The sequence below is a fragment of the uncultured Mailhella sp. genome (assembly GCF_944324995.1).
GTDB lineage: Bacteria > Desulfobacterota > Desulfovibrionia > Desulfovibrionales > Desulfovibrionaceae > Mailhella.
Genome location: NZ_CALUYL010000001.1, coordinates 288,449 through 309,643, shown reverse-complemented (window position 1 = coordinate 309,643; position 21,195 = coordinate 288,449). Strand labels below are relative to the sequence as shown.

Sequence of the window (21,195 nt, the reverse complement as noted above, 5' to 3'; positions counted from 1 at the left end):
TCAGACATGACGTCATGTGAAAACAGGATCAATAAAAATCGCGATCGGACGCGCGGGGAAGGCAATCAAACGGGGAGCGAAGGCCGTTCGGGCAGGCCCTTGGAAAAGTTTTCTATGAGGTATTCCCAGAACAGCCTTTCCACCAGCGAGATTTCCGGCGTGCGGATGGCCACGATGGGGGCGCTGTGGTTGACTTCCTTCAGGGGAATGCTTCTGGCCACCATCATGCCCTTCCGCACGCGGTAGTCGTGCTGGAACATGGCGGCGGCCTGAATGAACACGGCCTCGTTGCGGATGACGAGATCGAGAATGTCGTCCCTGTTGGCCAGGCGGTACTCTCCGCCGAAATACGGCGCATAGCGCGAAGACACGTGATCCGAGCTGTGCGAGTAGTAGGCGATGCGCAGGCTTTTCAGGTCTTCGGGCGTCAGTTCGGCCTTGGCGGCCAGCGGATGCCCGGCGCCTATGAACATCTTTCGTTCGTCGGCATAGAGGGGGACGATTTCGCAGCCCATGCCGCGCGCCTGTTCGCGGATCTTGAGCCCCATGCAGACCAGCGTGACCGCAATGTTGGAGCGCCCGCTCCTGAGGTCGGCAATGATGTCCACATTGGGCACGTTGCGCACGAAGACGTTGATTTTCGGATGCAGCTTCTTGAAGGGCAGCACGATGCCGCTCGTCAGATGAAAGGAGAGCAGCGGCTGCGCGCACACGGCCAGCGAGCCGCCGGCCTCCACATCCTTGCCTCTGGCCTGAATGTTCTGCGCGAGTTCCAGAATGGCGCGCGCGTCGCGATAGGTGAGGCGGCCGAGCGGAGTGAGGCTCACGCCGCTGTTGCCGCGCTTGAGAAGAGGACTGCCCAGTTCGTTTTCCAGACTTCTCACCGCCGCCGAAACCGCAGGCTGGGAAATGCCCAGTCGCTGCGCGGCCGCGCTGATGGCCCCGGCGTTGGCGGCGGCCACAAAATACTCCAGCTGTTCCAGTCGCATTTCTCCCCTCCCTTGTCTTGACGCGTGCCGTGTTCAGATCCGCCTTCAGGGCAGGCGCCACGCCGACTCCCGTTATTATCTTAGCCCTCCTTTTCCCCGTCAGGCAAGGTTCTTTCTCCCATAATTCAAACTGATATCCAGCCATTGATAATTAATATTTTTCTTTTCTCCAGTTTTCTTTATTAATCTTAATCAATAAGAGAGCGCTGTTCTTAGACGTGCATTTACGGCCTTTACAGCAGTTTAACTATCCTTTTGATTTGCTGCTGTTTTTTTACAACTACCCATGTGAATAAAATTTTTTTCGCATAAAACGACAGGGAGACGTCGTTTTGGCGGAATGTTAATGGGATGGAGGTAGGACATGAGTTTTGCACTGACAAAGAATGAACCGAAATTCTATGTCAATCTTGCGATTATGATTCTCATCATGGTGGGATTTCGGTTTATTACGCCTCCTGCGGGAATGACTGCAGACGGTCTTGCGGTTGTCGGCGTCTTTTTCGGAGTCCTTTACGGATGGCTCTTCATCGACATGATCTGGCCTTCCTTCATGGGCCTTGTCGTGCTCGGCATGACGCTGCCGCAACCCATGGATGCCGTGCTCGGAGGCGCGTTCGGCAACAACACCTATCTGCTTCTGCTCTTTTTCTGCATGGTGGCGAGCATCATCAACGCGGCCGGCATTGCCGAATATGTGGCCCGGCGCATCATCTGCGTTCCCGTGGTGGTCGGAAGGCCGTGGGTGCTCGTGTTCATGCTCTGCATCGCCATGTGCGCTCTGGCCACCATGCTGACCATGACCGCCGCCGTGCTCGTCGCGTTCCCGCTCATCAAGGAAGTGTGCAGGCAGTACGGCTACAAGCCCGGCGAATCCTTCCCCATGATTCTGCTGCTCGCCATGCTGTACGTGGCCGACATCGCGTACATGATGCTGCCCTTCAAGAGTCTCCCCGCCATCGTGTTCGGCATTTACGGCCAGATGAGCGGCGGTCAGGAAATCAATCTCGCCGCGTACGTGGGCGTCACCGGTCTGCTTCTTCTGCTCTCCATCTTCTTCGTCATCTTCATCTGCAAGTACGTGCTCAAGGCGGACGTGACTCCCATTCTGGAAAACCGCGAATGCATGCACTTCGACGAACAGCTCTCTCCCTACCAGAAGACCATTCTGTGGTCGTTCCTCGGCCTCATCGTTCTGCTGCTTCTGCCCAACATTCTGCCCGGAAGCTGGGCGCTTTCCAAGTTCCTCAAGGCCATGGGCAACAACGGCATTCTGCTGGCCTACATCGGCGTCTATCTCATGCTGAACTTCAAGGAAGGCATCGGCCTGAAGGAGATCATGCACAAGTCCGTGGCCTGGCCCGCCCTCTTCCTCGTCGCGGCCGTGCTCAGAATCACCGGCGCGTTTGAAGCCACCGGCGTGACCAAGTTCATCGCCGACACCTGCGAGCCCATGCTGGCCGGCTTCAGCGGCAACCTGCTGGTGTTCATCGTCGTGTGCACCACCACCCTGTGCACCCAGCTCACCAACAACAACGCCTGCGCCGCCACCTTCGCCCCCATCGCCTACACCCTGGCCGTGGCCAACGGCAACGTCGATCCTCAGGCCCTGCTCTCCTGCGTCATTCTCTCCTGCACCCTCGGCATCGCCACTCCCGCCGCGGCCACCACGTCCGCCATTCTCTACGGCGACACGGAATGGGTCCATCAGAGAACCGTCATCAAGTACGCAAGCTTCTTCTGGATATTCAATATCCTGCTTCTCTCCTTCGTCGGTTATCCGCTGATGACCGTCGCCTTCTAAAGGCTCTCCCCCTGAAAAGGCGTTCCGGTGCTGCCGGAACGCCTTTGTGTTTTCCGGGCCATCGCTGCGTCATGAGGCGGTGCGCCCGGATTTTTATTGTCGGAAGATGGGAACGCGCTCCGGGCCGACGGCCTGGCCGTCCGGCGACGCGGTGATTTGCCCGTGTTTTTCGGGAATGAAGGCCGAGGCGTTTGCCGTGTTTTGACGTGCGTCAGCGCCTCCAGGGCGCGGAATCCGGCGACGGGCTTTGCTCTGCGGATTGCCGTTCCGAACGCGCGTCGGTCGCGCAGACCCGGGATGCGTTGCGACGGAAGGAATGACGGTGACGTCGGCGGGCAAGGACGCGGGTGTTGCCGTCCTCGGCAGCATGGCGAGGAAAAGAGTTTGAGGCAGGCAGGTGCGCGGAGGTCTCGCCAGCGAAAGGGCAAGGCGGTCGCATGGCAGGATTTTCGGCTGCGGGGAGGGGCGTCACAGCGGCGGCGCTCCTGGAAGATGCGCGTTTCATGCAAAACGGGGAAGAAGTCCGCGCTTCTTCCCCGTCCGTTGTTCGACAGATGCCTCTCCGGCGTTCAGGCGCGCCGAAGCTTTGACTTTTTCGTCGCTCGTCAGAGATTGCAGGAAAAATTTTCGATGAGATAATCCCAGAACAGCTGTTCGATGGGCGAAAGTTCCGGGGCGTGCAGGGCAAAGACGTCGGCTCTGCTGTCCACTTCGGTGAGGGGAATGCGCTTTTCCACAAGAAGCTTTTCCATGACGCGGTAGTCGTGGCGGAAAAGGTGGCAGGGCTGGATGAACACGGCTTCGTTCTTGATGACGAGATCGAGAATGTCTTCCTTGTTCGCAAGGCGGTAGGTCGTGCCGAAGAAGGGCACGTAGAATCGGGAAATCTGATCCCGCACGTCGGAGTAGTAGGCCAGGTTCAGGCTCTTGAGGTCTTCGCGGGAGAGCTCGTCCTTGGCGGCCAGAGGATGTCGGGCTCCGAGGAACAGCCGCCTCTCGTCGGTAAACAGATGCTGCTCGTCCCAGTTCATGTCGCGTATCTGTTCGATGAGGCGGGCGTTGCCGGAAAGCGTGGTGAGCGCGATGTCGGCGCTGGTGCTCGTGAGCTTGCCTATGATGTCGTAGTGCTGGGCGCTGTGGACGAAAATGGTGATCTTGGGATAGCGCTTCTGGAACGGAACGATGATGTTGGGCGTGATGTAGCAGCTTATGATGGGCGTGCAGGCGAGGTGTATTTCGCCTTCCGGCTCCTGATCGTGGTATTGCGTGTACCATCCGTTGATGACGTTGAGAATGCCGACGGCGTCGTCGTGAATTTTTTCTCCTTCGGAGGTAAGAAAAATGCCTCTGTTGGTGCGCTTGAACAGGGCGACGCCGAGTTCCGTTTCCAGGCTCTTGACGGAAGCGGAAAGGGCCGGTTGAGAGATGTGCAGCGTTTCCGCCGCCTTGCTGATGGATTGCAGGCGGGTGATTTCAATAAGGTGACTCAGTTGCTCCAGACGCATGGCGCTCTCCTTTTCCGGGCTCGGGACCGTGCGGCTCCGGTGCGGCAAAAATGCCCGGGCATGATACATTGCCGGAGTGTTTTCTGCAACCTGCGCAGAGAGTTAAGACGTGCGGGGGCGGAAGAAGGGGGCTCTTCTTCCGCCCCCGCAGCCGGGGAAGGGGATTGTCGTTTTTTTACAGGGTGAGACCTGCGTCGAAGCCGGTATGCACGGCATGCACGATGCTGGAAGCCTTGACGCAGTCGCCCACGCAGATCACGTCGAAGGCCACGTCCTTGAACTGATCGCGTTCCTTGACGAGCGGCTTGGTGCCCACGGAGATGATGACGGTATCGGCTTCAATGAACTGTCTGCCGTCGGCGTTTTCCACCCACACGCCCTTGTCGGTGATTTCCTGGCAGGTGGTGTTCACCATGGTTTTGACGTGGTTCTTTTCCAGGTGAATCATGTAGGCTGTGCGTTCGGTGAGTTCCGTCTTGGAGGCAAGGTGTTCGGCCATTTCCACGATGGTGCATTCATGGCCGAGGCCGTTCAGATGGATGCCGAGCTCCACGCCGATGGCGCCGCCGCCGATGATGGCCACCTTCTTGCCCACCTTGTCTTCATGACCGAACACGTCGAAGGACATGACGGCCTTTTCCACGCCGGGAATGCGGGGCACGATCTGTTCCGCGCCCACGGCCACGATGACGGCGTCGAAATCATTTTCTTCAATGATTTCGCTGGTGGCTTCGGTGTTGTACACCACGGTGATGGCCGGACGCTTCTTGACCTGGCGTTCCAGATATTCGTGGAACAGCTTCATTTCCTTCTTGAACCACATGGGATCGGAGAGCAGGGCCTGTCCGCCGAGGCGGTCGGTCTTTTCGTAGAGCACCACGGAGTGACCGCGGTCGGCGCAGCTCAGGGCCGCGTTCATGCCGGCCACGCCGCCGCCGATGACGGCCACCTTCTTATGACGGTCGGACGGCGGAATGCGCAGCTTCTGAGCGCTCTGGAACTGCAGGGGATTGACCATGCAGGTGCGGTCGTAGCTGGGATAGGTGAGCAGATGCAGATCCTTGGAAATGGCCACGCGGCGACCGTGGTCGAGGCAGTAGTCGCAGCGCAGGCAGGGACGGATGTCGTCTTCTCTTCCTTCCTTGGCCTTCTTGATGATTTCGGGATCGGCCATGGCGGAGCGGCCCATGAGCACGTAGTCGGCCTGACCCTTGGCGAGCACTTCTTCGGCGATTTCGGGGCTGTAGATGCCGCCCACCACGCCGACGGGAATGGACACGCCGGACTTCTTCACGATTTCGCTGGCCCAGGCGTTGTGGGCCACGGGATCGAAGCCGGTAGGATGCATCTTGGGACGGGTGAGGGCGTCGATGCGGTGGCCGCAGGTGATGTGGACCATGTCCACGTAGTCCTGGAAGATTTTGACCTGTTCGGCGGTTTCTTCGGGCATGATGCCGCCTTCCACGCCGTCGGTGCCGTTGAGGCGCAGTTCGATGAGCAGGCTGTCGCCCACCACGCGGCGGATTTCCTTGAGGATCATCACGGGGAAGCGGCAGCGGTTTTCAATGGAGCCGCCGAATTCGTCGGTGCGGTGGTTGGTGAGCGGGGAGAGGAAGTAGTTGATGAGCCAGCCGTGCGCGAAGTGCAGCATGAGGCCGTCGAAGTTGGCTATCTGAGCCCAGTGGGCGTATTCGCCGAACAGGGCGGCGATTTCTTCCATTTCCGCCACCGTGGCGGCCTTGGCGCCGAGATGGGGTTCGTCGTCGGCGGCGATTTTCTTGAAGCCCGCGCGCATGTAGGGGCCGCCGTGGATGAATTCCGCAAAGCTTCTGCCGTTGTAGGCGTGGACGGCGCGCTGGAAGCGCTGGAAGTTCATCTGGTTGCAGGTCTTGGGATTCAGATTGAAGCAGTGTTCGTGGCTGCCGTCGATGGGCACTTCCATGGGAAGGGCCACGGAGGAGAATCCGCCGCGGATGAAGCGCATCCAGAAGTCGATGCCGAAGGTGTTGATGCGGCCGTCGCTGTCTTCGCCGCCGCCCGTGGCGCCGGTGCCGATGGGGGCCACGCGCACCCTGTTGTTGAACATGACCTTGTTCTTGCCCACGTACATGGGTTCAAAAAGATGAGGATATTTTTCTTTGTATATCGGTTTCATGGCGAACTCCCGAGGTTGTGGAGCGCCCGCTTTTTGCGGGCGCCCCGTGCGGACGACGCAAGATTGCGGTATTTACAGGGTGAGGCCGGCGTCGAAGCCGGTATGCACGGCATGCACGATGCTGGAAGCTTCCACGCAGTCGCCCACGCAGATCACGTCGAAGGCCACGTCCTTGAACTTTTCGCGTTCCTTGACGAGCGGTTTGGTGCCCACGGCGATGATCACGGTGTCGGCTTCGATGAACTGTCTGCCGTCGGCGTTTTCCACCCACACGCCCTTGTCGGTGATTTCCTGGCAGGTGGTGTTCACCATGCTGTTCACGTGGTTCTTTTCCAGATTGATGAGGTAGGCGGTGCGTTCGGTGAGCTGTGCCTTGGAGGCGAGATATTCGGCCATTTCCACGATGGTGCATTCGTGGCCGAGGCCGCTCAGATGAATGCCGAGCTCCACGCCGATGGCGCCGCCGCCGATGATGGCCACCTTCTTGCCCACCTTGTCTTCATGACCGAACACGTCGAAGGACATGACGGCCTTTTCCACGCCGGGAATGCGGGGCACGACCTGTTCCGCGCCCACGGCTACGATGACGGCGTCGAAGTCGTTTTCTTCAATGATTTCGCGGGTGGCTTCGGTGTTGTACACCACGGTGATGGCCGGGCGCTTTTTGATCTGGCGTACCAGATACTCGTGGAACAGCTTCATTTCCTTCTTGAACCACATGGGATCGGAAAGCAGGGCCTGTCCGCCGAGGCGGTCGGTCTTTTCGTAGAGCACCACGGTGTGGCCTCTCATGGCGCAGCTCAGGGCCGCTTCCATGCCGGCCACGCCGCCGCCGATGACGGCCACCTTCTTCTGACGGTCCGCCGGGGGAATGCGCAGCTTCTGGGCGCTCTGGAACTGCATGGGATTGGTCATGCACTGACGGTCGTAGCTGGGATAGGTGAGCAGGTGCAGATCCTTGGAAATGGCCACGCGGCGGCCGTGATCCATGCAGTAGTTGCAGCGCAGGCAGGGACGGATGTCGTCTTCTCTGCCTTCCTTGGCCTTCTTGACGAGTTCGGGGTCGGCCATGGCGGAGCGGGCCATGAGCACGTAGTCGGCCTGACCCTTGGCGAGCACTTCCTCGGCCACGGCGGGATCATACACGCCGCCCACGAGACCGATGGGAATGGACACGCCGGACTTCTTCACGATTTCGCTGGCCCAGGCGTTGTGGGCCATGGGATCGAAGCCGGTGGGGTGCATCTTGGGACGCGTGAAGGCGTCGATGCGGTGGCCGCAGGTGATGTGAACCATGTCCACGTAGTCCTGGAAGATTTTGACCTGCTCGGCGCATTCTTCGGGGGTGATGCCGCCTTCCACGCCGTCGGTGCCGTTGAGGCGCAGTTCGATGAGCAGGCTGTCGCCCACCACGCGGCGGATTTCCTTGATGACCATGAGCGGGAAGCGGCAGCGGTTTTCAATGGAGCCGCCGAACTCGTCGGTGCGGTGGTTGGTGAGCGGGGAGAGGAAGTAGTTGAACAGCCAGCCGTGACCGTAGTGCAGCAGCAGACCGTCGAAATTGGCTATCTGGGCCCAGTGGGCGTATTCGCCGAAGAGGGCGGCCACTTCTTCCATGTCGGCCACCGTGGCGGCCTGGGAGCCGAGATGGGGTTCGTCGTCGGCGGAAATTTTCTTGAAGCCCGCGCGCATGTAGGGGCCGCCGTGCAGGAATTCCGCAAAGGTCTTGCCGTTGAAGGCGTGAACGGCGCGCTGCAGGCGCTGGAAGTTCATCTGGTTGCAGGTCTTGGGATTCAGGTTGAACATGTGTTCGTGGCTGCCGTCGATGGGCACTTCCATGGGCAGGGTCACGCGGGAGAATCCGCCCTGAATGTAGCGCATCCAGTAATCGATGCCGAAGGTGTTGATGCGGCCGTCGCTGTCTTCGCCGCCGCCCGTGGCGCCGGAGCCGATGGGCGCGACGTTGAAGCGGTTGTTGAAGCGCACTTTGTTTTTGCCGACATAGAGCGGTTCAAACAGATGGGGATATTTTTCTTTGTAGATGGGCTTCATACGCTCTCCTTTGGCGATACGTGATTTTTGCGCGCTGGACGGCGGGGAAATCCGCTTGCTACGGGCCGTCAACTTTTCTGAACGTCTATTCCAGAAAATAGGAGAGCAGGAAAAAAAAGAAAAATATTAATTTTCAATGGCTGGTTATCAGCAGGTTTTATGCTGAGGCTGCGAAGCGAAGGCGCGGAACGGACGGATCGGCGCGGGAAAGACCGCGGGCGCGAATCGGTATCCGGGCGGCTTTGCTGCAAAAAGAGGAGCGCGAAGCGAAAGGGCGGGCCGGGAGCGGGCGCCTGCGCGCGGAAGAGGGCGGCTTTGATGCAGGGCCTGTGCTGGGGGCTCCGGATGAGCGCCTGCGCGCGGAAGAGTGGGGCTGGAGAGCTCGTGCGTCTCGGGGAAGCGCGGGAAAGAGCACGTGAAGCGGTGCAGGCCGTCGGGGCGCATTTCGCGGCTTTGCGTTTTTTTGGGGGGGGGAGGGGAGAAAGGGCGCGCCGGACGGGACGCGTTCTTCCGTCTGCGTCAGGGGGCGACGCCTGAATCTGAAACAGAGGAAAAAACAGGCAGACCGCGAAACACGGTCTGCCGTGGAGGAAGGCTGCGCCTTCGGAATTGGCTGCCCGGAGGAGCGGCCGGAGAATCAGATTTTGTTGGAGCTGCCGAGCACGTTGCGGATCTTGCGCTGCACCATGTTCTTGACGGCTTCACGGGCGGGCTTGAGGTAGGCGCGCGGATCGAAGGCTTCGGGATGTTCGGCCATGTACTTGCGGATGTTGGCGGTCATGGCGAGGCGGATGTCGGAATCGATGTTGATCTTGCACACGCCGGACTTGGCGGCCTTGCGCAGCATGTCTTCGGGCACGCCCTTGGCGTCGCCGAGCTTGCCGCCGTACTGGTTGGCCATTTCCACGAATTCCTGCGGCACGCTGGAAGCGCCGTGCAGCACCAGCGGATAGCCGGGCATCATGGAAGAAATCTTGTCGAGGCGTTCGAAGTCGAGCTTGGCTTCGCCCTTGAACTTGTACGCGCCGTGACTCGTGCCGATGGCGATGGCCAGGGAGTCGCAGCCGGAGCGCTGGACGAATTCCACGGCCTGATCGGGATCGGTGTAGATGCTCTTCTCGGCGTTGACGTGTTCTTCCACGCCGGCGAGCTGACCGAGTTCGGCTTCCACCCACACGCCGCGGTCGTGGGCGTAGTCCACCACCTGCTTCGTGACGGCGATGTTTTCCTCGAAGGGCAGGTGCGAGCCGTCGATCATGACGGAGCTGAAACCGCCGTCGATGCAGGCCTTGCACAGTTCAAAGTCGGGGCCGTGATCGAGATGCACCACCACCGGGAGATCGGACTCGGCAAGGGCGGCTTCCACCAGTTTCATGATGTACACCTGACCGGCATACTTGCGGGCGCCGGCGGAAACCTGAAGGATCAGCGGCGAGCGCTCTTCCGCGCCGGCCTGCATGATGCCCTGAATGATTTCCATGTTGTTGACGTTGAAAGCGCCGATGGCATACCCTTCCTTGTAGGCGCGGGCAAACATCTCTTTGGGAGTGGTGATAGGCATGGCTTCCCTCCGGGGAGCGTCAGTATCTTGGAGAGGCGTGAACAATAAAGGAATCCTCTCCGCTTTCTTTGTTTCTTTTGTATCCGCAGTGAGGATTTTTCGCAAGGGATAACGCCGGAAAGAACGACTCTTCCCTGCTTTTACGGACGCACGGCTTCCCACAGACTGTTTTCGTTGAGCTTTTTTGCGGCGGCTTCGTCGTTGAGATCGATGTTCAGGGGCGAGAGCGTGGCCCAGCCCTGGTGCAGCCAGCTTTTGTCCGTGCCTTCGTCTTCCAGCAGGAAGTGCTGGAAGGGATCCTTCATCCAGAAATATTCCCTGCCTGCGGGGGAGAAACGGCGCTCGTAGGAATCGAGGCAGGCCCAGTCGGTGCTGTGTCTGCACACCTTGAGTCCGCGTATTTCTTCCGCCGGGCAGTCGGGCAGGTTGAGATTGTACACGCGGTGACGGGGCAGATGTTCCCAGTCGAGGGCCGCGGCGAGGCGCACGGCGAGATCGGCGTGCGCTTCGGAGGCGCCGTCGTGCGAGCAGTGGGAAACCGCCAGCGAGGGCAGTCCGTACATGGCCGCCTGAATGGCCGCGCCCACCGTGCCGGAGAAAAAGACGTCCTGTCCGGCGTTGGGGCCGAAATTGATGCCGGAAATCACGATGTCGGGCCGAAAATCGGGCATGAGACCGCGCAGCGCGAGAATGACGCAGTCGGCCGGGGTGCCGGAAACGGCCGTGCCTTCAAAGCGTTCGCCGCCTTCGAGGGTGAGGCGGACCTGCCTCGTGAGGATGGGATCATGCACCGTGAGGCAGCAGCCCGCGCCGGAATGCTGTTCGGAGGGGGCCACGGCCCTCACGTCGTGGCCTGCGCGGCGCAGGGCGGCGTAGAGAAGGTGCAGGTTGCGGCTGTAGATGCCGTCGTCGTTGCTGATGAGTACGCGCATGGGGAACATCTCCGCGGCGCGGCCGAAACCTTTGACAAGCCTTGCCGCGCCATATACTGGAAAGAAAGGAACATGTCATGGGAGGGGCGCTTTCGCCTCTTCCCATGTTTTTTGTATAGAACGGGAACCAAAAGTCAAATTTTTCCGAGGCGAACATGACCGAGCATCAGAAGATAAGCGCCATGTCGGCCGGCGACGAGATAGCGTCCGCGTATCTCGTGTCGCTGGCATCTCTTCAGCAGTCCCGCAACGGGCCGTACTGGAGGCTTGAACTCAAGGACGCCAGCGGCGCGCTGGAAGCCAAGATATGGAGTCCGCTCAGCCTTTCCCTGCCCTCGCTGACGGCGGGGCAGATGGTGAGTGTGGAAGGTCATGTTTCCCTGTACCGGGAACAGCTTCAGCTCACGGTGGAGGCGCTGCGCGTTCTCAGTGAAGAGGAGTGCGCCGCGCTGCCCATGGAGGATTATCTTGTTTCCAGCAGCAGGCCCGCGGCGGACATGATGGCGGACGTGGAACGCCTCTGCGACGTCGTGCTCACGCACAAGCCCTGGAAGAAGTTCATGCGCTCCGTGCTTTCCGACAAGCGCATTCGTCCGCTGCTCATGAAGGCTCCGGCGGCCAAGTCCGTGCATCATGCCTACATGGGCGGTCTTCTTGAGCACATGCTCTCCGTGGCCGAGCTGTGCATGCTCATGGCCGATCACTATCCGGAGCTCGACCGGCAGACGCTGCTTGCCGCGGCGCTTCTGCACGACATAGGCAAGATCGATGAAATGAGCGGCGTGCTGGTGACCGAATACACCGACGAGGGGCGTCTGCTCGGGCACATCGTGCAGGGCATCGTCATGCTTGAGCCGTATCTGCGCAAATCGGGGCTTGAGCCGGAACTTGTCATGCACTTCAAGCATCTTATTGCAAGCCATCACGGCGAGCCCGAGTTCGGCGCGGCGCGCGAGCCGTCCACGCCCGAGGCCTTCGTGCTGCACTACGCCGACAACATCGACGCCAAGCTCGCGCAGTGCCGCGGCATTCTTCCGGCCCCCGGCGAGGGGGAAGGCATGGCGTGGAGTCCTTATCAGTCGCTTCTCGGGCGCAGCGTCTGCCGTCCCGTGCGCACGCCGGCATCCTCTGCGGAAACAAAGGCGTCGCGGCAGGACAAGAAGGAATCCCGTCAGGAGGAAAGACAGTGTTCGTTACTTTAGAGGGCATAGAGGGCGCGGGAAAGAGCACGCTCATGAATCTGCTCGTGCAGGAGCTGGAAAAGCGCGGTCTGCCGTTCGTGCGCACGCGCGAGCCCGGCGGATGCGGACTCGGCGCCAGACTGCGTCCGCTGCTGCTCGACGTGTCGAGTTCGCTGGACAGCCGGGCCGAACTCTTTCTCTTTCTTGCCGACCGCGCGCAGCACGTGGCCGAGATCATCCGTCCGGCGCTGGAGCGCGGCGAATGGGTGCTGTGCGACCGCTATGCCGACTCCACCATCGCCTATCAGGGCTACGGCCGGGGCATGGACGCGGACAGGCTCCAGGAACTCAACGATCACGCCACGGGCGGCCTCTGGCCGGAGCGCACGCTGCTGCTCGATCTGCCCGTGGAAGAAGGCTTGAAACGGGCGCGGGCCCGCAACGGCCGCGAGGGACTCAGCACCAGCGAAGGCCGTTTTGAAGCGGAGGAGCTGGCGTTTCATCAGCGCATCCGGCAGGGCTTTCTCGCCCGCGCCGCCCGCTGGCCCGAACGCTTCTGCGTGCTCGATGCGCGCCGTAGCCCGGAAGAACTTCTGAAGGCCGCCGTCGCGGCGCTGAATCTCGACTGATCCGCCGCCGGAAAGCGTCCTCGCCTTCACACGCGTTCAGAACACGGAAAGCCTGCGCCGGCAATGCGACCGGCGCAGGCTTTCCGTGTTCTGTCGGCCCGGCAGACAAGCGCCGCCCTGTCGGGCCGGGCGCAAAAGTTCCGTCACTCGGGCAATCGCTGCAATGTTCAGCTCCTGGCGGCGAGCTTGGCGTCGCAGGCGGTCAGGGAGCCTCAGTCATTTTCCCGGGCCAGCGCGCTTCTGCATACTTCCAGATTGCGGCGGTAGCCCTTAATGTCGTTGCCGTCCGTGTGCCCGCAGCGGGCATAGCAGGCAATGGCCTGTTCCAGCATGTCGGCGGCCTCGCGCCACCTGCCCGCCGAAGCGAGCGCCGTGCCGAGGTTGCCCATGGAAAAGGCGGTTTCCGGGTGATCGCCCAGCACCTTGCGGCGTATGTCGAGCGCCGCGCGGTGAAGCGCAATGCCTTCGTCCGGCCTCCCCGTTTCCTCACAGATGCGGCCGAGATTGTTCAGGCAGGTGGACACTTCCAGACTTTCCGGCCCCTTCTGCTTTTCCCAGAGGGCCCTGGCTTCAAGGCAGAGGGCTTCGGCTTCGGCAAAGTTCCTGCTTTCATATTCGCCGAAGGAGAGGGCGAACAGCGAAGGCGCCAGGCGCGGATCGTCCGGCCCGAGGCTCTGGCGTAGAAGCGACAGAGCGGTTCTGCCGACGCTCACGCTTCCGGCCGTGTCGCGGCAGGCGAGCTTCATGCGGGCAAGCGCCGTCAGTGCCAGGGCTCTTGCGGCTCCGGGAGCGTGTTCCAGCAGGCGGCAGGCCTGTTCGGTTTCGTGTGCCGCTTCATCGGCCTTGCCCTGATGAAAAAGAGCCACGCCCAGCGTGTAGCGAAGATTCCCTTCGTCTGCCGGCGAGAGGTGGGGGTATTGTTTCAGAAGATCGCGCAGCGCCTCTTCGGCCTGCGCGTCCGGGAGTGTTCTGGCCGCATTGAGTGCGGAGCGAAAGTCTTCCATCAGTCCTCCATGACGTTGCGGGCGCGCAGTTCGGGATCCTTGACGCCGCGCTGCACGAGAGGCCCGGCCTGCCACAGCCAGTTGCCCTGAATGTCGCACAGCCCCTGACGGCGAAGTTCCGCAGCCACGAGATCGCACAGCTTTTCGACGGCTTCCGAGGCCTCGGCTCCGAGGTTTTGGGAATCCCAGGGCGTGCGCGCCAGAACCTTGACCGTGGACGCCGTCTGCTGACCGAGCACGGGCAGGGTTTCGGCCAGGCGTCCGGCCCATTTGTAGAAGGGCATGTAGCGGCGGTTGAGCAGAAAGGCCATGGACAGCGCAGCCTCGGCAAAGCGTGCGGCGGCGAGCATGGCGGCCATGGAATTGCCGCGCTGGAGGCTGCGGGGCAGATTGTACTGACCGGCCTGCGCCATGATCATGCAGCGGGCGGCTATTTTCTTGCGGCGCACGTCGTCGGGATAGTATTTGAGCAGCGCCTCGCGCACGGCGGAAAATTCTCCGCCTTCGTCCATGAACACGTCGCCGTTGGTGCAGGAACAGAGGTGATATTCGGGAACGGCCATCCATTCGCGCCAGGTCTCGGGCGCGCGATCCATGCCCAGAAAGCGGCGGTAGAAGCCCTTGAGCGGCAGCGGTCCGGTTCTGCCCATGCGTCTCTCTCTGGCCATGCGCGTGGGAAAGCCCTGGAATGAGGCGGGGAGCGACGCTATGGCCTCCTCCACGCGAGAAAGTTCCGCGCGGAGCAGATCGTCCGGCACCCACAGGCAGAAGGCGGGGCCCCAGTCGTGATCGCGGGAAATGTCGTCGTCCAGGCCGAGGCATTCCGAGCCTTCGCCGACAAGGCCGGCGGCGGAGCGCGTCATGATGTCGGGAATGCGTTCCCTGAGCAGGGGCAGGGAGGCTTCAAAGAAAAGTCGGGAAAGAGCGAGTCCGTTGAATGGCATGGAAAACCTCGAAGGCAGAAGGTTGAACGGGCAGGAATGTGTCAGAGACCGGGAGGACAGCATTCGCCGGGCAGAGCGGCGAGATCGCGCAGCGTGACGCTGTCGGCGTAGCGCTCGATGCAGTCGCCAAGGCCGCTCCAGAAGCGCAGCGAGGCGCATCTTTTCTGAAAGTTGCAGGCTTCGGCTTCCGGATCGAGGCAGTCCACGGGCGCGAGACTGCCTTCCACGGCGCGCAGAATGTCGCCCGCCGTGCAGTTTTCGGGCGGCATGGCCAGCCGGTATCCGCCCTGACTGCCGCGTTCGCTCTTGACCAGTCCGGCCCGGCTCAGGGGCGCAATGACCTGTTCAAGATATTTGAGACTGATGTGCTGCGACTGCGCGATGGACTTGAGCGGCGTGTTGTCGTTGTGCGGACGCCGGGCAAGTTCTATCATCACACGGAGGGCATAGCGGCTCTTGGTAAAGAATTTCATGGCTTCACTCCTGCAGTCTTGCCTCTTTTAGCATGGAGCCGTCCGCATGACCATAGTCGGGCCGGGGTGCGCCCGGCAAAATGTGCGGTACAAGCTCGTTTTCTTCGGCTCGACGCGCAGACGCCGCACCCAAAGAGCGTTTTCATCGGCGTCTGCGCGTTGAGGCATGGCGTACGTTCTGCGTTGCCGCCGGAAGGCACGCCATGCCGTTCTGCTACGAGGTGTTTTTCATGTACGTTCTGGCCCGGTAGCGGAAGCTGGAGCGGGCCATGCCGCAGCGCCTCGCCGCTTCGGACGTGTTGATTTCACCGTTTTTCCACTGGGCGAACACCCGCGGAAAGCCGGAAGGCAGCGGACTCGGCTCCCGGCCGAAGCGCGTGCCGCTGATTTTCGCCGCGGCAATGCCTTCCGCCTGGCGACGGCGTATGTTTTCCCTCTCGTTCTGCGCCACGAACGACAGCACCTGAAGCACGAGATCGGCAATGAAGGTGCCGAGCAGATCCTTGTCTCTGCGGGTGTCGAGCAGCGGCATGTCGAACACGAGAATGTCCACCTTCATTTCCTTGGTGAGCACGTGCCACTGCTGCTGGATTTCCTTGTAGTTGCGCCCCAGCCGGTCGATGCTGGTGATGCATATCTGATCGCCGGGCTTCAGGCGTCGGAGCATGGCGAGGTACTGCGGCCGCTGAAAGTCCTTGCCCGACACCTTGTCGATGAAGATGTGCTTTTTGGGGATGTCCCGTTTCTGCATGGCCAGGTACTGGCGGCTTTCGTTCTGATCCGTGCTGGATACGCGGATGTATCCGTATGTTTTTCCCATGGGGGCGGAACTCCTGAGATAGAGGTGCGTTGTTTCGCGGGCGTTTGTGCTGCCGGCGGCAGATCCGGCAGTGGAGCCGGGGCCGTGCTGCCCGTCGGGCGTGGAAGCTCTGGAGAACGGCCTTCGGCGTCGTTCGACCGGAGCGTCCGGCGGGCGGAAAACGACGCACGGGGGACGGGGATGCCTGGGAACGGAATGTCGGGACAGACGGGCCTTGTTTGCGCCGTGCATGGAATACCTCCTGACGTTTCGGCAAGGTTGCCGGTTTTGAAGCGGGAAAAGCCGCCGCTTCGCAGTCGGGAAGCATAACGTGCTATCATGCGGGAATGAAACAGTTTTTTTGCTCTCGGGATTGTCAGTCGTTTAAAAAGTACAAGGATGGGGCAGAAAAGGAGAAGGGCCTTTCGGCGGCAGAGGGCGTGGCGGCCTTGCGCTGCAAGGAAAAAGAACATGCCGCATGCGCGCCGCCGTCAGAGAAAAAAATAATTCCTGTTGCTGCCGCTTGTGCCTGCTGGAAGGACTGGGCGCAAGCAGGTCTCGGACGGAAGCAGCACGGGAAGCAGGCAGAGAAATGCCTCGGAATCGACCGTGTGAGGGAGAAAACGGGGGCGGAAAAGACTGTCGGAGACGTCATTTTTAAACAGTTGTTTTTATAACATGTTGTTTTTGTACGTAACCTTCGGCAAGTCGCCGATGCGTGCATTATGAGAAGTGCGTTTTTGAAGAGGGCCGGGCGTTGAAATGCCGCTTTTATGCTTTGGAGATGCTGCTGGACAGGGCAGAGAGCAGTCATTAGATTGGCCTGCCGTGAAGAACGGGAGTCCGTTGTTCTTGCAAGAAATATTTTTACAAAATATTCAGGGAGGATAGAAAATGAAGAGATGGATGACGGTGTTGTGCTTTCTCGGCCTGCTGGCGACGACGCCTGCGTTTGCCGGAACTCTCGAAGCGCTGGACGGCATGCTGGATTCTGCGGAAAAAATACTCGGCGCGGCGGACGGGACGCAATCTTCCGCGTCTTCGGGCATAAGCTGTGCGGAACCGCAGGGCTTTACGACTACGGTCAATGGCGATGATTACTATCTGACCATCTATAAGGACAGGATTCATACGGTCTATTATGTCGGCGACGGAGAGGGAGCCCTGCTCTTCAAGATGACCGAAAGGACGCCGACTTCGTTTTCTGCCACCTGCGTGGCCGACGTCTCGGATGGTGCGTGGAATGATTCCCATCCCAAAGGCACGATGACGGGAACGCTGTCGGGAGATACCCTTACCGTTGTTTTCAGCAGCCCCGACGTCAACGTCAGCGGCAGCGGAAAAACGCGCATGACGGTGAAGCGCGTGAACGAGGATATTTCCGAATTCATACAGAGCAAGAAGTCCATATTCACGAGACCGCTGAAATAACCGCCCGCCGGCTGCGGTCGTGACCGAGATATAAAAAACTCCCGACGCACGGCGTTTTCACGCTGAACATCGGGAGTTTTTTATGATCCAATATCGTATTGGATTTTATCGACTTTTTGGTGGAGGCGGGGAGAGTCGAACTCCCGTCCGAGAAAGGTCCGCGCAAGGCCTCTACAGGTTTAGTCTGCGTACAGAGTTTTCGCCTCGGGATTTGCCCGCAGACGGGCGTCCGTCAGTTATCCCGCCGTGACTCCTCGCGCGCGCCCCGGAAGGAACAGACGCGCGCCAGCCCGATAAGCTTGGCGCTTCGGCGACGTATCGGACGTCGGCCGCTTCAGCGTGACGGTCTTTGCGCCGTCAGGGTGCCCGGCTGCTTACGCAGCGTAGGCGTATTCGTAATCGTTGTTGGCAATTACTTTGTTGCCGCTTTTTACGAGGCCAGCGGCGCCTCGACCTGCAACCATGGCTTCCAGCATCCCCGTCGAAACCAATGCGCCCCCTTGCGGATGGTGCCTTTGCTGACGCGGGTCAGAAAGACCACGTTTCCGTCGCTTTCGCAGGCGGAACAAGTATTAAATACGCATAAAATCTGCGTTCGTAAAGGGGCGCTGCGGCGGATTTTCGCGCCCGGCACAGGGAAAAACGACCGCCGCGGGAGCGCCGGATTAAAATTGTTCCCACAATGGCGGCAAACAACAAAAGTGTTTCAACCAATTACCGCATAAAAATAATAACTGATTGAAAAATAACGATTCTTATGTTTGGCACGCTTCTTGCTTCATGATTGTCGACAAGAAAAGGAGACTGTCATGAACAGAAGAGAATTCATCCGCTGTGCAGGCATAGGAGCTTCGGGCATGCTTCTGGCCTCTGCGTTCGATACCACCATGAACGTGCGCCGGGCCGCGGCCGCAGCGTCTTCTCCCAAGGCCGACTATTTTGTTTCCGCCGATGCCAAGAATCTTATCAAGGGCGGCTTTGATCCCGACAAGAAGCCGGTGCTTTCCGTGGATTCCGGCGCCGTGGTCGATATTGAGACCGTGAGCATGCTGGGCATAGCGGGAACGTTTTCCGACTATATGAAAAAGTATTCTCTGTCGGCGGATGATCCCATCATCTATAAAATTCTGGCCTCGGAGAAATTGAAGAAGGCCTGCAGTTCGGGACATGTTCTGACGGGCCCCATCCGCATCAACGGCGCCAGGCCCAGCGACGTGCTGGAAGTGCGCATCCTTGATACGTTTCTGACCACGGATTTCGGCAACGTCATGGCCCGTCCCGGAGCCGGCGGCGTTCCGTATGAGGTGAAGGAAACCACCTCCTTCCGCATCGAGTACGACAAGGCCAAAAAGGTGGGCAAGTACAAGAACCTCAATATTCCGCTCAATCCCTTCTTCGGCATCATGGGCGTTTCTCCGTCTGCGCTGGCTCCCACCGCGCCGCCTTCCGTGTTCGGCGGCAACATGGACATCAAGGCCTTCACCAAGGGCACGTCCGTATATCTTCCCGTGCAGGTGGACGGCGCGCTGTACTACACGGGCGACGCTCATGCCGCGCAGGGCGACGGCGAGGTGAGCATTACCGCCATAGAAACCTCCATGACCGGCAGAGTGCAGTTCATTCTGCACAAGAACTGGAATCTCGGCATGCCCATGGGCGAAACGCCCACGCATTATCTGGTCATGGGCCTCAACGAAGAGCTGCTTCTGGCTTCCCGTCAGGCCATCATGGAAGCGTCGCACTTCATTGCGGAGAAAAACGGCATGAGCTTCAACGAGGCGCTGGTGCTGTGCAGCATGGGCGTGGACTTCAAGGTGGCCCAGGTGGTCAACGGCGTGAAGGGCATTTACGGAGCCATTCCCAAGTCGCTGATCGGCGCGGGCAAGCTCGGCAAATTCTGGAATGAGGACGGCGCAGTGAGCTATCTTGCGTAGCGTGCGGCGAGGAGACGGCGTTCCGGAAAACGCGCAGGTCGCGCTCATCGCCGGAACGCCTGTCCCTGATACGCTGCGTCGCAGGACATTTGAGCAGAAGTTCCGCGTCGAAATTGCCATATATTCATTTTTTTCTTCATAATTCAGGCAAAAGTCAGGATTTCCCCTTGCTTTTGCCTTTTTCTCGGGATATTGTTGTCGACAATCGACAAAGTATAGATCATATTAAAATTATTTAATTTTTATAGTTTCAATTTTGGATTTCACCCCGGGAGGGGAACGTATAACAAGGAGTAGCGTCATGGAGGAAAAGAAACTCGACATGTATGGCGGGCTTCTCGGCGGACTTGTTCCGCTGCTGGTGCTGGTGGCCGGTCTTGTCTGGCTGTCCGTGGCCGAACGCGGCGGCACCAAGCCGTTCTGGGCCTGCGCCTGGCTCGCGCTCTGCGTGGGCCTGTTCTTTGCCAGAAACAAAGAGGAATACTGCAAGGCCGCCATGCGCGGCATCGGCGACAAGACGGGCATCGTCATTGTGACGGCGTGGCTGTTTGCGGGCGTGTTCGGCAAGCTCATGGCCGCCGGCGGTCTGGTCAACGGTCTGCTCTGGATGGGCATGACCACGGGCGCGCAGGGCTCCATCTTCACGCTGCTGGTGTTCTTTGCGGCCATGCTTTTCGCGCTCGGCACGGGCACGAGCACCGGCACCTGCATTGCGCTGGCTCCCGTGCTTTATCCGGCGGGCTATTTCCTCGGTTCCGATCCGGCCATGCTGGGCCTGGCCATTCTTTCCGGCGCGGCCTTCGGCGACAACCTGGCTCCCATTTCCGACACCACCATCGTTTCCGCCTACACGCAGGGCGCGAGAATGAAGGACGTGGTGCGCAGCCGCTTCCCGCTGTCCATGACCGCCGCGGCCGTGAGCGCCGTGATCTTCCTGATCTTCGGCGGCGGCGGACAGGTGAGCTCCCTGCCTGAAATTCACGCCAATCTGAACCCTTCCGGCATATTCATGCTGCTGGCGCTGGTCGTGGTGGTCGTTTCCGCCCTGGCGGGACGCCACATCATTGAATCGCTCATTTACGGCAACGTGACCGCGGCCGTCATCGGCGTGCTCATCGGCAACATTCCTCTCGGCGCGATATTCAGCGTTCCGGCCAAGAGCGGCGCGTCCACCGGCCTCATTCAGGACGGCGTGGACAGCGTGGTCGGCGCCATCATTTTCGCCATTCTGATTCTGGCGGTCACGCAGATCCTCGTGGAAAGCGGCATCATGCGCCGCATCCTCGACTTCGCCCACAGCACGCTGGTTTCCTCCGTGCGTCAGGCGGAACTGTTCATCGTCGGCGTCACGGTGCTGGCGTCCATTCCGATTTCCGCCAACGCCCCGGCCGAACTGCTCGTCGGCCCCACGCTGGTGCGTCCCATCGGCGAAAAGTTCAAGCTCGCGGCGGCCCGTCGCGCCAACCTCATGGACTGTGCCGTGTGCAGCATCTTCTTCACGTTGCCCTGGCACATTGCCGTGGCGGCCTGGTACGGCGCGCTCTACAGCGCGGCCGAAGGCTACGGCATTCCTGCGCCCGGCATCAGCGCCGCGCTTTACAACCCGTATTCCTGGGCTCTGCTCCTCGTGCTGATCGTCTCCGCCGTCACCGGCTGGAACCGCAAGTACGACATGGGCGAACAGAGCGAGGCCGCGTAATCTTCGACCACTCAGGGGCGGAGTCTTCGGACTCCGCCTCCGGAATCAACCCTCCGGCGCGTTGCCGCCGGTGGAAAACATCACTCCGTAACCTCCTGCACGG

General features: G+C 60.3%; 17 protein-coding genes and 1 other RNA gene. 7 read left to right on the top strand and 11 right to left on the bottom strand.

Features of this window, described 5'->3' with window-relative positions; genetic code table 11:
* Positions 1-65: 65 nt before the first annotated feature.
* Positions 66-989, bottom strand: coding sequence for a LysR family transcriptional regulator (locus Q0K02_RS01310; RefSeq protein WP_294484219.1), 924 nt, complete (start codon positions 987-989; stop codon positions 66-68).
* Positions 990-1,353: 364 nt separating this feature from the next.
* Between Q0K02_RS01310 and Q0K02_RS01305 the strand changes: the two genes are divergently transcribed.
* Positions 1,354-2,793, top strand: coding sequence for an SLC13 family permease (locus Q0K02_RS01305; RefSeq protein WP_294484218.1), 1,440 nt, complete (start codon positions 1,354-1,356; stop codon positions 2,791-2,793).
* Positions 2,794-3,398: 605 nt separating this feature from the next.
* On the opposite strand, the gene Q0K02_RS01300 is transcribed toward Q0K02_RS01305, so the two are convergent.
* From Q0K02_RS01300 to surE, 5 genes are all read right to left on the bottom strand, one after another.
* Entirely contained in the window at positions 3,399-4,298 is a 900-nt protein-coding gene (locus Q0K02_RS01300) for a LysR family transcriptional regulator (protein WP_294484216.1), read from the bottom strand.
* A 175-nt stretch (positions 4,299-4,473) separates the two neighbouring features.
* Complete coding sequence (locus Q0K02_RS01295) at positions 4,474-6,453, bottom strand: NAD(P)/FAD-dependent oxidoreductase (protein WP_294484214.1); 1,980 nt, start codon at positions 6,451-6,453, stop codon at positions 4,474-4,476.
* 72 nt (positions 6,454-6,525) lie between these two features.
* The gene (locus tag Q0K02_RS01290; RefSeq protein ID WP_294484212.1) at positions 6,526-8,505 is read right to left on the bottom strand and encodes an FAD-dependent oxidoreductase; all 1,980 of its coding nucleotides are present in this window, start codon (positions 8,503-8,505) and stop codon (positions 6,526-6,528) included.
* A gap of 637 nt (positions 8,506-9,142) precedes the next feature.
* Positions 9,143-10,066, bottom strand: coding sequence for a class II fructose-1,6-bisphosphate aldolase (gene fba / locus Q0K02_RS01285; RefSeq protein ID WP_294484210.1), 924 nt, complete (start codon positions 10,064-10,066; stop codon positions 9,143-9,145).
* A 140-nt stretch (positions 10,067-10,206) separates the two neighbouring features.
* Positions 10,207-10,998, bottom strand: coding sequence for a 5'/3'-nucleotidase SurE (surE, locus tag Q0K02_RS01280; protein WP_294484207.1), 792 nt, complete (start codon positions 10,996-10,998; stop codon positions 10,207-10,209).
* Between the two features lie 155 nt (positions 10,999-11,153).
* Here surE and Q0K02_RS01275 point away from each other — a divergent pair, with 155 nt between their 5' ends.
* Both Q0K02_RS01275 and tmk read left to right on the top strand, forming a co-directional pair.
* A complete protein-coding gene (locus Q0K02_RS01275) occupies positions 11,154-12,200 on the top strand; it encodes an HD domain-containing protein (protein ID WP_294484205.1) in 1,047 nt (348 codons plus the stop codon).
* Complete coding sequence (tmk, locus tag Q0K02_RS01270; RefSeq protein ID WP_294484203.1) at positions 12,185-12,808, top strand: dTMP kinase; 624 nt, start codon at positions 12,185-12,187, stop codon at positions 12,806-12,808. The genes Q0K02_RS01275 and tmk overlap by 16 nt, the downstream gene beginning before the upstream one ends.
* Before the next feature lie 212 nt (positions 12,809-13,020).
* On the opposite strand, the gene Q0K02_RS01265 is transcribed toward tmk, so the two are convergent.
* The 4 genes from Q0K02_RS01265 to Q0K02_RS01250 form a co-directional block, all read right to left on the bottom strand.
* A complete protein-coding gene (locus Q0K02_RS01265) occupies positions 13,021-13,812 on the bottom strand; it encodes a tetratricopeptide repeat protein (protein ID WP_294484202.1) in 792 nt (263 codons plus the stop codon).
* Entirely contained in the window at positions 13,812-14,756 is a 945-nt protein-coding gene (locus Q0K02_RS01260; protein WP_294484201.1) for a DUF4037 domain-containing protein, read from the bottom strand. The genes Q0K02_RS01265 and Q0K02_RS01260 overlap by 1 nt, the downstream gene beginning before the upstream one ends.
* 41 nt (positions 14,757-14,797) lie before the next feature.
* Positions 14,798-15,229, bottom strand: a complete 432-nt coding sequence (locus Q0K02_RS01255; protein WP_294484199.1) for an Rrf2 family transcriptional regulator — start codon at positions 15,227-15,229, stop codon at positions 14,798-14,800.
* 214 nt (positions 15,230-15,443) lie between these two features.
* Positions 15,444-16,049 (bottom strand): recombinase family protein, encoded by a 606-nt coding sequence (locus tag Q0K02_RS01250; protein ID WP_294484196.1) that lies wholly within the window; start codon positions 16,047-16,049, stop codon positions 15,444-15,446.
* Positions 16,050-16,375: 326 nt separating this feature from the next.
* On the opposite strand from Q0K02_RS01250, the gene Q0K02_RS01245 reads away from it, so the two are divergent.
* Positions 16,376-16,705, top strand: a complete 330-nt coding sequence (locus Q0K02_RS01245; protein WP_294484195.1) for a hypothetical protein — start codon at positions 16,376-16,378, stop codon at positions 16,703-16,705.
* 217 nt (positions 16,706-16,922) lie between these two features.
* A complete protein-coding gene (locus Q0K02_RS01240; RefSeq protein ID WP_294484193.1) occupies positions 16,923-17,459 on the top strand; it encodes a hypothetical protein in 537 nt (178 codons plus the stop codon).
* 117 nt (positions 17,460-17,576) lie between these two features.
* On the opposite strand, the gene ssrA is transcribed toward Q0K02_RS01240, so the two are convergent.
* Positions 17,577-17,959, bottom strand: a transfer-messenger RNA (tmRNA) gene (ssrA, locus tag Q0K02_RS01235).
* Between the two features lie 309 nt (positions 17,960-18,268).
* Here ssrA and Q0K02_RS01230 point away from each other — a divergent pair.
* The gene (locus Q0K02_RS01230) at positions 18,269-19,393 is read left to right on the top strand and encodes an acetamidase/formamidase family protein (RefSeq protein WP_294484190.1); all 1,125 of its coding nucleotides are present in this window, start codon (positions 18,269-18,271) and stop codon (positions 19,391-19,393) included.
* Positions 19,394-19,694: 301 nt separating this feature from the next.
* On the top strand, positions 19,695-21,092 hold the full coding sequence (locus tag Q0K02_RS01225; RefSeq protein WP_294484188.1) for a Na+/H+ antiporter NhaC family protein: 1,398 nt from the start codon (positions 19,695-19,697) through the stop codon (positions 21,090-21,092).
* Positions 21,093-21,195: the final 103 nt, after the last annotated feature.